We start from the raw sequence: 14,777 nt of genomic DNA, 5'->3' as shown, positions 1-14,777 counted from the left end.
GTGAATAACAATGAATCAAACCGATGTCTTTCAATTGAAAACCGCGGCTCTTGAAAAAGTGAAGGAGCGGCAATTTTGGACTTCTCTATTAACTCAAATTTCGTCGGACTGCCGTTTTCCTTATGATTCAAAGCAGTTTGATCAAACCGATGAAGAAGCTTCATTCACTTTTTTATTTCCGGTTCAGCTGGAAAAGGCCATCTTAAAGGCATCCGGAGCTTCAGATTTGCGTATGTTTATCATTTTTATGACTGTGGCAGTCACATTGCTGCACAGGTACAGCGGAAGAACGGATGTCGTGGCGTCGGCTCCAGTGATGAAACAGCGGGAAACACAGCCGGTGATCAATGACCTTCTTCCGCTGCCGGTGAAAATAAACCCTTCTATGAGTTTCAGAGACTGCCTTGAGCGGGTGAAACAGTCTTTTCAACAAGCGTATGCCCATCAAAATTATCCTGTGAAAATCCTGTTGGATGAGCTCTATCCTTTGCATATAAAAGGGGGTCCCCGCTTCGGCATTTCCGTGGCAATGGCTGACCTTCAGCAGCCCGCCTCATTGAAAGAGATGGACACCGATTTGTTGATTTCCATTCAGCGTGACGAAGGGATACTGACTGGTAAGGTGAGCTGGAATTTAAGGCATTACACCTTTGAAACGGCTGAACGGATAGCCGGCCATTTTTGCACGCTGGCAGAGCAGGCGATGTCAGCGCCAGAGACGCCAGTTACTGAGCTGCAATTTCTTTCTCAAGAAGAGAGAGAGAAAATCACCATGACATTTAACCAAACAAATCAGCCATATCCGAAAAACAAATCAATTGTCGATCTATTCAAAGAACAGGCCGATCGCAAGCCGGATCAGCCTGCGATTGTTTATGAAGATATCAGCTTCACATACAGTGAGGCTGATGAATTGTCAGACAGGATCGCTGCTTTTTTGATAAAAGAGGGTGTTCGTCATGAGGAGGCTGTTGGGCTGATGGTTCATCGTTCGGCAGAAATGGTTATCGGCATATTAGGCATATTAAAAGCCGGCTGTCCTTATTTGCCGATAGATGTAAATATGCCGTCCGAACGGATGGATTATATGCTGAGAAACAGCGGTTCGCGGTTTGTGATCACGAACGAGGATCATGACATTTCTGCTGGGGATAAAAAAAGCTTATTGATAGAGGAAATGATGAAATTTGAAGGGACGGCGGAGCATGGGCGTCTGCCGTCTCCTGAAAATCTCGCTTATGTGCTGTATACATCCGGGACAACAGGCAAACCGAAAGGCGTGATGGTGGAGCATCGTCAAGTCATCAATTTAGTATATGGCATAGACAGCCTTCATTTTCAGCCGTTTTCACAAGTGCATCTACGCATCGGCATGCTTGCATCTCATATTTTTGACGCATCTGTGCAAACGTTATTTCCTGCGGTGCTTCTCGGACACACCTTATATATTGCACCGGATCATGCAAGGGTGGATGGAAAGCAGCTGTGGTCTTTTTATGAGGAGAACCGCATTCATATTTCAGATGCGACCCCCTCTCATTTGCGCCTAATGATCAAAGCCGCTGAGAAAGAGCCGCACCACGTTAACGAATTGAAGTTAATATTGGCAGGCGGCGAAGTTCTTCAGCCCCAATTGGTTGACCAGTTTTTACAAACGTTTCAAGCCGACAAGCCGGTGATGACAAATAATTACGGCCCGACGGAATGCGCTGTGCAGTCAGCGGCTTTTATTATTCCTGAGCCTTGGAATGAAGCCGCCGTGCCGATCGGCAGGCCGATGCCAAATGAACAGATTTTTATTCTGGATCATTGCGGCCAGCCTGTGCCCATTGGCTTGTACGGAGAATTATGCATTGCCGGCGACGGTGTGGCAAGAGGATATATCGGTCAGCCTGAGCTGACGGCTGAAAAGTTTACAGTACCGCAGCATATCCCCGCCAGCAAGCTTTATCATACCGGTGACTTGGCGAGATGGCGTTCTGACGGCTTAATCGAATTTTTTGGCAGGTATGATGATCAAGTGAAAATAAGAGGATTCAGAGTAGAGCTGGATGAGATTAAAAAAGCCTTGCTTGATTACAGTGAGTCCGGACAAATCATTCATGACGCGGTGATTATTCCAGTTCAAAAGGAATCGGATGACCAGTTTCTTGTGGCGTATCTCATTTCCGATCAAAAGTTGAAAACTCGAAAAATGAGAGAATTTTTAGCAGCAAAGCTGCCGGCTTATATGATTCCAAGGCGATTCATTCGCATAGATTCGTTTCCGATGAACCTGTCAGGAAAGCTTGATATCAAGGCTCTTCCAGATCCTTTGGAAGAGCCTGAATCTGACGAGCAGGTCATAAAACCGCACAATGAAACAGAGAAAAAGCTGGTTTCCATTTTTGCTGGCATTTTGAATATATCTGAATCTGAAATCAGCATGGAAGATAACTTTTTTGATATCGGCGGAAACTCATTTCACATCGTAGAACTATCGAACAAATTGAAAGAGCAGTTTGGACAAGAGCTGTCAGTTGTTCAGCTGTTTCAATATACATCCGTTTCAGCAATAGCTGCCCAGCTCAGCCGGCAAACGGAGTCTGAGGGTTCTCAGGCAAACGCTGAGAGAGCGGAAGAGGCAGCGGAAGATTTAGAAAATGTCTCACAACTGTTAGGCGGGATCTCTGATGAGTAAAACAACAGGCTTGGAAATCGCGGTTATCGGAATGGCTTGCCGTTTCCCTGGTGCCAAAAATATTGAAGAGTTTTGGGAGAATATCAAAACGGGCACGGAATCCGTTACATTTTTCTCAAAAGAAGAGCTTATGGAAGCTGGTGTGCCTAAAGAGCAGCTCGATCATAAGAATTATGTCAGAGCCAAAGGAAAAGTAGACCGGCATGACCACTTTGACGCAGCGTTTTTCGGCTACTCACAGCGCGAAGCAGAGGTGATGGACCCGCAAGTGCGCATGTTTCATGAAGTCGCGTGGGAATCCCTTGAAAACGCCGGGTACAATCCCGAAAACTATTCCCAGCCTATAGGCTTATTCGGCGCTGCGTCTGCGAATTTGTACTGGCAGGCAAGTTCAATGCTGCTGAGAAGCAGCAGTTCTTCTGAGCAGTTTGCTGCTGTGCAGTTGACGGACAAGGACTTTATGAATACGCAAATTTCTTACAAATTAAATTTGAAAGGGCCGAGTATCGCAGTGGATACAGCTTGTTCTTCTTCTCTGACCGCTGTGCATCTCGCATCCAGAGCTTTGCTTACCGGCGACTGTAAAATGGCGCTGGCCGGAGGTGTAACGGTGACTTGTCCCCACAAAAAGGGTTATATGTATCAAGAAGGGATGATTATGTCGCCAGACGGCCGCTGCCGTGCATTTGATGCGGAAGCAAAAGGGACAGTCGGGGGCGAGGGCTGCGGTGTTGTAGTGCTCAAAACCTTAAAGCAGGCGCTGAAGGATCAAGACCATATTTACGCTGTCATTAAGGGATCAGCATATAACAATGACGGCAGCCGTAAAGTCGGTTACACCGCGCCAAGTATCGAAGGGCAGGCGGATGTCATTAGAAAAGCACTGAACATCAGCCGTGTAGAGCCCGAAAGTATTTCTTATGTCGAAGCGCATGGCACGGGCACTTCGCTAGGAGATCCAGTTGAAATAGAGGCGCTTAACCAAGCGTTTCAAACAGAAAAGAAGCAATACTGCGCGATCGGCTCTGTTAAAACAAATATCGGTCATTTGGATTCCGCCGCGGGAATTGCGGGGTTTATTAAGACGGCGCTGAGTCTCAAAGCGAGAATCCTGCCGCCAAGCCTTCATTACAAAAATCCCAATCCTAAAATTGATTTTGAAAACAGTCCTTTTTATGTCAGCACATCAGCAAAACAATGGACAGCATCTGACCGTGTGTTTCGGGCGGGGGTCAGTTCCTTTGGGATCGGCGGCACGAATGTTCATGTTGTCATGGAGGAGCCGCCGATGAAGGAAAGACGCCATAAAGAGGATCATGAAGACTGCCTTATGCTTATTTCTGCCAGGTCTGAAAAAGCCGCAACTAAGGCTGCGGATCAAGTCAAGCAATTTATAAAAGAGAATGAAGAGGTACCGCTCCAAGACATTTCATACACGCTGCAAGAGGGCCGCAGGCATTTTCAGTATCGTCAGGCATTTACGGCGGGTCCTTTAGGAATAACAAGCGATAAGACAACTTCTTCAATAGCGCTGGAAAAGCCGGCGGTTGTCTTTATGTTTTCCGGTCAAGGCTCTCAATACGTCAATATGGGGAAACAACTGTATGAAATGGAGCCCATATTTCAGGAGGAGCTGGAGCGCTGTTTTGCCATTCTGCAAGCTGAGGAAGGACTCAATATTAGAAGCATCATGTTTCCGGCTAATGAAGCAGAAAGCAAAGAAGCCGAACGGCTTATCCATGAAACTTCATATACACAGCCTATTTTATTTTCTTTTGAATATGCGCTGGCGTCCTTCTTGATCAAAAAAGGTTTAAAACCGCAATACATGATAGGCCACAGCATAGGAGAAGTAACGGCAGCCTGTCTGTCAGGCATTTGTTCATTGGAAGACGCGCTTCATATGGTTGTGGTGAGAGGCCGATTGATGCAGGAGATGCCGGAGGGAGAAATGTTGAGCGTCGGCCTGTCTGGCAGAGAGATAGAAATGGAATTGACGGAGGGCGTTGAGCTTTCGGCTTCAAACAGCTCTGATTTATCCGTTGTATCAGGTTTTATGGAGCCAATCAATGCTTTTGCCACGCGCCTTCAGTCCAAAGGAGTGGCAATTCAGCACTTAAAAACGTCCCATGCGTTTCATTCAAGCATGATGAAGCCGGCGGCCTCTCGTTTTGCTGATATTCTGAAAAACATGGAATTCCAAGTACCTGGCCTTCCGTTTATTTCGAATGTGACAGGCGATTGGATACAAAAAGAGCAGGCGGCAGATCCGGAGTATTGGGCTTCGCAAATCATAGAAAAGGTTGATTTTCATTCAGGGCTGAACACACTTTTACAAATGGGCAATGTTGTATTCGTTGAGATCGGGCCAGGGAACACTTTAACGCAGTTTGTGAGAAAGCATAAGGGTTTTATGACAGAGCGGCATGCCGCGGTAAATATCATCCGGCATCCAAAGGAAGTATCATCTGATCGTGTCTATCTGTTAAACAGCATCGGCAGGCTTTGGACGCATGGTGTAAACATGAACTGGGAGCAATTTCGCAAGGGAGGCTCATACGAAAGGGTCCCGCTTCCGACTTATCCTTTTGAGCATCAAGTATTTCCCGATCCGCAAACATCTCAGGGCGGAATGGAAGAAAAGATCAAAAACGAGTTGAAATTAAACGTTGCTTCAAGTGAAAAACAGCTTCCTTTTGATAAGTGGTTTTCCGTTCCGTTCTGGGAACGAATGGAACCAGTCAATGAGACATTCACTCATCAAGGAAAGAGGATACTTGTTTTTGAAGAAAACAGTGATGTCAGCCAACATCTCATAAAACAGCAAGCGGAGGCAGTTTCTGTCCTGCCGGGTGATTGCTTTGCGGAAACAGATAGCAACACGTTTACGGTAAAACGCGGGGATACGTCCCACTTTCGGAAGCTGCTGGATGAACTCAATTCAAGAGGGTTTGTCCCTGATGAAATCATCTGGATGTGGCTGCAAGACTGTGATTGCCGTGATGGAGACATTGCGGAGCACGCAATAGCCGGTTATCTCCCTCTTCTTGATCTTGTCCGTTTACTTGGAACACAGAGCAATAAAAGATTCAACATAACCGCAGTGACCAATCAAGCCCACGATGTGACGGGAACGGAGGAACTTCAGCCTCATCAGGCTGCGCTGACCGGAGTCTGTTTGACCATTCCGCAAGAGTATAAGCAGATCAGCTGTAAAGCGGTTGATCTTTATCCGGATCCGAGACGCGGCCAATCAAGCTGGCCTGAAATGATTTCTTATGAACTGCAAAAAGAAGATGATGAGCCTATTGTGGCTTATCGCGGAAACAGCAGATGGATTCGGCAGGCGAAGCAGCCGGCCAAGCAAGATGAGATGAATATGACCGGCAAACTCAGACATAAAGGAGTTTATATCATTACAGGCGGCCTTGGCGGAATCGGGTTATCTCTTGCATCTCACTTAGCTGTAACGGTTCAAGCGAAGCTTGTGCTGCTAAGCCGGACAGGACTGACCGATCAACTAAGAGCAGACGATAAAGAAAAAAAACGCAATGCTGTGGCAGAGCTCGAGAAGGCTGGAGCCGAAGTGCTGGTATTACAGGCGGATATTTCAGACGAGGCAGAGCTTCAAAAAGCCCTGCAAACAGCAGAATCTCGCTTCGGACAAGCTATTCATGGCGTTATTCATGCGGCAGGCATTCCTGATGGCAAAGTGATTCACGCAAGGACGCTAGACGATGAGAGGCATATGGCGAAAGCCAAAATAACAGGAACGGCTCTGTTAAGAAAAGCGCTTAGAAACAAACAGCCAGACTTCTTCTTCATTTGTTCCTCTCTTGTTTCATTTTTGGGAGCGGGGGGCCAAGTCGGCTACGCTGCATCAAACGCATTTTTGGACAGTTATGCTCACGCATGCCAAAAAGAAGGCGAAAACATGGTGACGGTTAACTGGGACCGTTGGGAACAAGTAGGGATGGCATATGAATCAGAAACGGCGACCATTCTTTCGAAGATAGCGAACAAAGAAGAGCAAAACCAAGGAATTCTGCCGAGTCAAGGCGCAAAAGCGTTTATGAGAGCTTTGCAGCTGAGCTACCCGCAAGTCCTGATTTCACTGCAGGACGTAAACAAACGAATGAAAGACAGCTATGTGAAAAAGGACAGACAAACCGCAGAGCATGTGCTGACAAAAGACCGGTTGGATACACTTGAAGATAGGTTAATGAATATCTTCAAAGATTATTTTCATTCTGAAACAGATGTAAATATGAATTTCTTTGAATTAGGAGCCTCTTCACTGGATCTGCTTCAGGTGAGCGGGAGAATCAAAAACGAACTCGGCGTGGATATCCCGGTTGTGATGATGTATGCCCACCCGACGGTTGCGGCGTTAACCCAAGCTATTAAAGCGCAGCAAAGCGGTGATGATTTACACATAAAAGGAGTTGAGCCAGATCGCCAAAAAGCCATAAATGAAGGGAAAAACCGGCGAAAACAGCGAATGAGACGAAAATAGATGGGAGGCTGATTTCCATGGCTGACGAGAAACAATGGACAGAAACAGGACTGGAAATAGCGGTAGTCGGTATGGCGGGCAAGTTTCCAGGCGCGGCACATATTGATGAGTATTGGAGCAACATTTCAAAAGGGATAGAATCGGTCACTCAATTTACCGATGAAGAATTAATCAAAGCCGGAGTGGATGAGGCGCTGCTTCGCCAAGATGCGTATGTAAAAGCAAAACCGATCATTGATGAAGTTTCTGATTTTGATGCGGAGTTTTTCGGCTATTCACCGAGAGAAGCTGCCTTAATGGATCCGCAAATCAGACTCATGCATGAATGTGCCTGGGAAGCGCTGGAGCATGCGGGCTGTGACCCTGAACGGTTTAACGGGCTGATCGGGCTGTATGCTGGTGCTTCCAGCAATTTGTCCTGGATGGGCCGGCATATGTCTTCTCTTCATAAGCATGAAGACGCTTTTCAAATCATGCATTTAAATGATTCGTCGTTCGCATCACGAATCGCTTATAAACTTAATTTAAAAGGGCCGAGTGTATCAGTTCAAACCGCTTGCTCGACTTCTCTTGTCGCGATACATATGGCGTGCCAGGGCTTGATTGGGGGAGAATGTGACCTTGCATTAGCCGGAGGTGTTACCCTGAGCCTGCCGCATATATCCGGGTACCTTTATCAGGAAGGAATGATCTATTCTTCAGATGGTCATTGCCGTCCGTTTGATGAACAGGCGAACGGAACCATTTTTGGTGAAGGAGCCGGAGTGGTGGCGTTAAAGCGATTGAAAGATGCACAAGCTGACGGCGATGCGATTTATGCCGTCATCAAAGGCTCTGCCATTAATAATGATGGAAACAATAAGGCCGGGTATACGGCTCCAAGTGCTGAAGGCCAGGCGAATGTCATTGCCACAGCTATGGAGATGGCGGAAACGGAACCGGAAACCATCGGTTATGTTGAGGCTCACGGGACAGGAACGCCTGTCGGAGATCCGATTGAAATTGAGGCGCTGACCCGTGCTTTCAATACAGATAAAAAAGCATACTGCCGAATTGGTTCTGTCAAAGCCAATATCGGACATCTGGACGCCGCTTCTGGGGTAGCTGGATTTATCAAAACCGTTATGATGCTCCATCATAAAAAACTGCCGCCCGCTTTTCACTATCTAAATTCGAACCCGCGCATCAAATTTGAGAACACGCCGTTTTTTGTCAATACAGAGCTGACTGAGTGGGCATCCCTGCAAGGGCCGAGAAGAGCCGGCGTGAGCGCTTTTGGAATCGGCGGGGCTAATGCGCACGTTGTTCTTGAAGAGCCCCCATCTCTTACTGATGAAATGCCAGCCGGCGGTCCTGAGTTAGTTGTTCTTTCTGCGAGAACAAGACAGGAGCTGGCCCGCTCAATGGATCAAATGGCTGATTTTCTTCGCCGGAACCCGGAATCGCCGCTGCCAGCCATAGCTCGCACGTTACAGCTTGGCAGAAAGCAATTTCAGTACAGAGTCGCTTTTGTTGCCTCAGATCAAAAGGATCTGCTTGATCAGCTTTCTGATCATCGGCATGAGAAACAAATCAGCGAATCGGCGGCTGTATCAAGCAGCACCATGTTTGTATTTGCGGGAGACGTTCAAGAGGGCTTTGACCGATATGCGGAACTATACCGTACAGAGAACCTGTTCAAAAAAGAAGTTGATGTTTGCCTTGAAAAGGTGCATAACGCTTTTCAGCAGGATGTTCTCGGTTTCTTTAAAGTGTGCATTTCTGCTCCAAACACATACCGGGAAGAGAAAGATCTGGGATTGGTCCATACGTTGTCGTTCATCATGGAATACGCCGCAGTCCGTTATTTACAACACATCGGCATTACACCGGACCGCTTTATCGGGCGGGGATTCGGGGAGTTTACGGCGGCCTGTGCGGCAGGAATGTTCTCCTTTGAAGAAGGGGCTGTTGCTGCATATAAACGCGGAGAGTTCATCAGTATGTCGCCGGCAGGAAAAATGCTCGGTGTCAGCCTGTCAGAACCGAATATCGTTCAATACTTAGAAAAATCATTATCTTTGGCGCTGATTGATGAGAGGTATTGTGCCGTCTCCGGTTTGCCAGAGGATGTGTATCAGCTGAAGGAGCGGCTTGAACAAGAAGGGATAGCTGCTGAATTATTTGATGGGGAGATCGCATATCAATCGGATCTGCTGGTTGACGCGGCCGAAGAATTCATGCACTTCCTTGGCACGCTGGACATGAAATCACCAGACATTCCAGTCGTTTCGTCTGTCACTGGAAAAGGTATAGCAGATTCCGAAGCAGCGGATCCCAGCTATTGGGCCGGCCAAATCTGCAAGCCGATACGATTTTTTGAACATATCTCGTCTTGTTTGCGGGAGGAACCTGCTGTTTGCATAGATCTGCGTTTGACTCAGGGTGCATCAGTATTTACAGAGCGCCGTTCAGTTGGCGTGACAGATAAACTCGGCACACAAGGACACACAGACGTTTTAAAGTTACATATATACGGAGCGTTGTGGAGTCTCGGGGCTGAGATTGATTTCAGCGTCCTGCACGAACCTCAGGATAATAAAAGGTTAGCCCTGCCGACTTATCCTTTTACAAAGCAGCATTTCCCGCTGCCTGACAATTCAGCGCAGGATAGGGAGGAAGAAGCGCCTCGGCAACTGGCGGATACACATCCCGAATTGCCGGCACTGACGTTATCAGCTGTTGAAAAGACAATCGGAGAAATTGTCCTAAAGCATTTTGGATTCCATGAACTGGACGATGAGGTGCCGTTTTTTGAACTGGGGGCTACATCGCTTGATATCTCTCAATTAGCGGCAAAATTCACAGATCATTTGAAATGGAAAGTGGAACCAGTTGTGCTTTATCAATTTGCCACAGTTCGCAGCCTGGCGAAGCATCTTCATCAACAGGTTCAAACGGTGGCCGGCCAGCCGGAAATGATGCAGCCTCAAAAGGTGCCTCAAACCCATTCGAATGGCCGGGGATCGGATATCGCGATTATCGGTATGGCAGGGCGTTTTCCCGGAGCCGGCAATTTGGATGAGTTTTGGAATAATCTCGTAAACGGCAAAGAATCTATCAGCTTCTTTACGGATGAAGAATTAAAAGCGTCAGGTATGGATGATCAGCTCTTGAAGCACCCCAATTATGTAAAAGCGAAGGGTATCCTCGAAGATCCTGATAGGTTTGATGCTGATTTTTTTCAATATTCCTCAAGAGAAGCAGAATTGATGGATCCGCAATTCAGGCTTTTACATGAATGTGCATGGGAGGCTTTAGAAGATGCGGGCTGTGACCCTGAGCGGACAACAGGGAAAATTGGCGTCTACACTGGGACAAGTCCGAACCTCGAATGGATCACACGTTTTGCAGGAAAACTGGATGGGACTGAACAGTTCAGCTCCATGCTGTTAAATGACAGAGAATTTTTCAGCACCCAGCTTGCTTATAAATTAAACCTGCATGGGCCGAGCATCACAATGCAAACAGCCTGCTCCACTTCTCTAGTGAATATTGGAGCGGCATGCCAAGCGCTGCAAAACGGAGCATGTGACGCAGCGCTTGCAGGAGGCGTAACCGTCAGCACGCCTTTGCGGTCAGGTTATGTTTATCAGGATGGCATGATTCAATCACCGGATGGGCATTGCCGGCCTTTTGATGAGGAAGCGGGCGGTACAGTTTTTGGCGATGGCGCGGGAATTGTCGTTTTAAAAAGATATGAGGACGCCGTTAAAGAAGGGCATACCATTTATACAGTCATAAAAGGGGTCGGAATGAATAATGACGGAAGCCGAAAAGTCGGTTTTACCGCCCCGAGCGTAGAAGGCCAGACCGAAGTGTTAAAGAATGCATACGAGAATGCAGGTATTGATCCGAACACAGTAGGGTATATCGAAGCTCACGGAACCGGCACAAAAATGGGTGATCCAATTGAAATAGAAGCGCTGAGCCAGGTTTTTAAAAGTGACAAGCCAATGTCAATTCCAATCGGGTCAGTGAAAAGCAATGTCGGACATTTGAACAGCGCTTCCGGCATTGCCGGCCTCTTTAAGGCCGTTTTATCGATAAAACATAAAACAATTTTGCCAAGCTTGAACTACACAACACCTAATCCGCATATTCATTTTGACCGGACGCCTTTTTATGTCAATACCGAGGCGACTTACTGGAAGGAATCCGATTATCCTAGGCGGGCGGGTGTCAGCTCCTTCGGAATTGGCGGCACAAATGCGCACATAGTACTGGAAGAAGAGCCGGAGTCAGGCAGAGAAGCTTCCGAAAGCCAGCGGCATTTGCTAGTTCTGTCAGCAAAAACAGACACAGCCTTAGAGCAGATGACAAATCGATTGAAGAAATTTCTTCGAACGCATCCAAACATTCCATTAGAAGATGTGGCATACACCTTGCAAGTCGGCAGAAAACAATTTTCATACCGAAAATCTGTCGTGCTGTCAAAATCAACGGAATGGGAAAGCGGTTCAGAGCTCACCGGTTATCAAAGACACAGCGGGCGTCCGACTGCCTTTATGTTCTCCGGGCAAGGTTCTCAGTATATTGATATGATGAAAAATTTATATGAAGCTGAACCAGTATTTCAGAAAGAAGCGGACCGCTGTTTTGCCTTAGCTGAAAAAACACATCAGGTCGATTTGAAGGCAATCGTCTTCCCGGATTCAACTGATGGGGCGAAGCTGACGGAGACCGCTGTAGTGCAGCCGCTGCTGTTCATATTTGAATACGCGCTCGCAAAGCTGCTGCAAAGTGCAGGCATCTCGCCGGATTATATGATTGGACACAGCATTGGTGAATACACTGCTGCATGCTTGTCAGGCGTGTTTTCATTAGACACGGCTTTAACGCTCGTCATGGAGCGGGGACGATTGATGCAGCAGCTGGAATCTGGAGCAATGATAAGTGTTCAGCTATCAGAGGAAGAGCTGCAGCCGCTGCTAACGAACGGTCTGTCACTTGCGGCTGTCAATGCTCATGACTTATGCGTAGTCTCAGGAAAAAGTGAGGAGATTGAGGCGTTAGCCATTTTCCTTGAAGAGAAGGGCATTGCCGGACGGCAGCTGCATACTTCTCACGCTTTTCATTCTTATATGATGGAGCCGATTCTTGCGGAATTTGAAACGCTTGTGAAGCAGATGGATATGCATATTCCCCGCATCCCTTTTGTCTCCAATGTCACAGGGACATGGATACTGCCGGAACAAGCACAAGATCCGGCTTATTGGTCTCAGCACTTAAGAGGCACAGTGCGTTTTCATAAAGGATTAGAGCAAATTCTAAATGATGAAAACGTGCTGTTGATCGAAGTCGGGCCCGGCAACACACTCAGTACATTTGCCAAAAGGCACAAGAAGCGATCAAACCGGCATGACATTGTTCATACAGTCCGGCATGCTCAAGAACCAGCTGATGACCATGCTTATTTCTTGAAGAAACTAGGGCAGATTTGGGTATGCGGTTATGAGATTGACTGGAATCGGTATAGCGGTGATAAGCCTAAGCGCCTCGTACCGCTGCCGCCTTATCCTTTTGAGAGAAAACGCTATTGGATAGAAGCGGCTGACAATGCGGCTACTGCTATCGCCTCCGCTGATGAGCCAAATAAAAAGAAGCAGATGGATCAATGGTTCTACCTTCCATCATGGGAAAGAAAGATCAAGTCCGCGAATGTCCGAAAACAAGAACAGCCGGCTGAAAGCGGAAAAACGCTTGTGTTTCATGAAGGAACAGCCTTTGGAGACCGGCTTGTGCAATCGATACGCCGTCATGGGCGTGAAGCGGCAGTTGTCACGAGGGGCCGGCAATTTGAAAAGGTGAGCAGCGGATTGTATATCATCAATCCGGCTGACAGCACGCATTATGAGCGTTTGTTTTCTTCACTTGCTTCAGACGGACTTCTTCCAAACCGAATCATGCATCTCTGGAGCGTTTCTGAACAAAGTGAATCTCAGCAATCTTTCAGTGCTTACAGCGAAAGCGGCTATTACAGTTTGATTTTTACTGCACAGACAGCAGCCAATCAAAAACAAATGAACCAATGTGACATATTTGTACTGACAAGCGGCATTCATGAGGTGACAGGAGAAGAGCAAATCGATGCAGAAAAGTCTCCGGTTTTAGGGCCATTGAAAGTGATCCCGCAAGAATACAACCATATGAAGTGCTGGAACATCGATATCCCTCCTTTGCCGGACAATTTGACATGGAAAGAAGAGGAGCTGATTGACCAGGTCCTTGAGGAAGCCGAAGACCCAGACTCAGATCAGATTATCGCATACCGAAGCCGCCGCAGATGGGTGCAGGCGTATCAGCCTGTACAGTTAAATAAAGCATCCGCCTTACCGGAGATGATCCGCCCTAATGGCGTATATCTTATCACCGGAGGAATGGGCGGAATCGGTTTTATTTTATCTAAGATGCTTGCGCAAGAAGGGAATGTCCATCTGATTCTGACAGGAAGAAGTGAACTTCCGCCGCCAAGCCAGTGGGAAAGCTGGTGCAAAAAACATCAGGAAGATGATCCGGTGACTGCGAAAATCCGAAAAATACAAGAATTGGAGAATCTGGGCGCAAAGGTGACAGCTCTTCAGGCGGATGCAGGAAGCCTATCAGATATGCAATCTGTTATGAGAGAGATTCATGCTGAATTCGGACAGCTGAACGGCGTCTTTCACGCCGCTGGTCTCCCGGGTAGTTCGTCTTTCCGGGCTATTAAAGATATACCCGGAGCAATTGAAGGCGGAGAGGACCAATTCAAGTCTAAAGTAAGGGGCCTGGAAGTGCTTGAATCGTTATTGGAAAACGAAAAAATAGATTTCTGCTTCTTATTTTCATCGATTAGTGCTTTACTCGGCGGTCTCGGCTTTTCCGCTTATTCTGCAGCAAATATTTATATGGACGCCTTTTCCGCGAGGATGAATCAGCGCAGCGAGATTCCTTGGATATGCGTCAATTGGGATGCCTGGAACTTCTGGGGACAGCTTGAATCTACAATTGGTGAATCCATTGCTGATCTTGCGATTTTGCCCGAAGAAGGGGCCGAGCTTTTTCAATATGTGCTGTCTGATATCCACAATCGTCATCTATTGGTTTCAACAGGTGATTTGGACCATAGAATCAAGCAATGGATATCCATGAATACAGAAAGCGCAGCGGGTGAGAAGAAAAAAGCAGCCGCCGTACACACAAGACCTGAATTGAATAATCCATATGTCGCTCCGCGCAGTAAAACAGAACAAGTGATTTGCGGCATCTGGCAGGATTTCATGGGTCTGGAGCAAGTCGGGATACATGATAACTTTTTTGATCTTGGGGCCAGCTCTTTAGATATCGTACAAGTGACAAACCGCTTAAATAAGGAATTGGGAACGAATGAGGCAGTGGTGACTTTATTCACATACCCGTCAGTGGCTGCTTTAGCGCAATTTATCAGTCCTGATCAAGAAGAAAGTGAAGAGGAGACAGAGGAAATGGCGGCTGTATCCAGCGTACGGAGAAAAACGCGGTTACGCAATCAGCGAGATAAAAGATTGAGAGGCGGCGAATAGA

The 14,777-nt window shown here is 47.1% G+C and carries 3 protein-coding genes; all 3 read left to right on the top strand.

What is annotated here, in order from left to right; translation table 11 throughout:
* Positions 1-10 precede the first annotated feature (10 nt).
* From ACMX2I_RS18415 to ACMX2I_RS18405, 3 genes are read left to right on the top strand one after another with little or no spacing between them, the layout of a single operon-like run.
* Complete coding sequence (locus ACMX2I_RS18415; protein WP_414957899.1) at positions 11-2,680, top strand: non-ribosomal peptide synthetase; 2,670 nt, start codon at positions 11-13, stop codon at positions 2,678-2,680.
* On the top strand, positions 2,673-7,196 hold the full coding sequence (locus ACMX2I_RS18410; RefSeq protein WP_414957898.1) for an SDR family NAD(P)-dependent oxidoreductase: 4,524 nt from the start codon (positions 2,673-2,675) through the stop codon (positions 7,194-7,196). The genes ACMX2I_RS18415 and ACMX2I_RS18410 overlap by 8 nt, the downstream gene beginning before the upstream one ends.
* 17 nt (positions 7,197-7,213) lie before the next feature.
* Entirely contained in the window at positions 7,214-14,776 is a 7,563-nt protein-coding gene (locus tag ACMX2I_RS18405; RefSeq protein ID WP_414957897.1) for an SDR family NAD(P)-dependent oxidoreductase, read from the top strand.
* Position 14,777 lies beyond the last annotated feature (1 nt).

It is taken from the genome of Bacillus sp. SW14, assembly GCF_047608225.1.
Lineage (GTDB): Bacteria > Bacillota > Bacilli > Bacillales > Bacillaceae > Bacillus > Bacillus subtilis_G.
Note: the sequence above shows the minus strand (reverse complement) of the source record. Positions and strands in the feature narration are given on the sequence as shown.

What these genes read in the sequence shown, in the direction of transcription:
- ACMX2I_RS18415 (WP_414957899.1), top strand. Translation starts at nt 11, where the DNA reads ATGAATCAAACCGATGTCTTTCAATTGAAAACCGCGGCTCTTGAAAAA.
- ACMX2I_RS18410 (WP_414957898.1), top strand. Translation starts at nt 2,673, where the DNA reads ATGAGTAAAACAACAGGCTTGGAAATCGCGGTTATCGGAATGGCTTGC.
- ACMX2I_RS18405 (WP_414957897.1), top strand. Translation starts at nt 7,214, where the DNA reads ATGGCTGACGAGAAACAATGGACAGAAACAGGACTGGAAATAGCGGTA.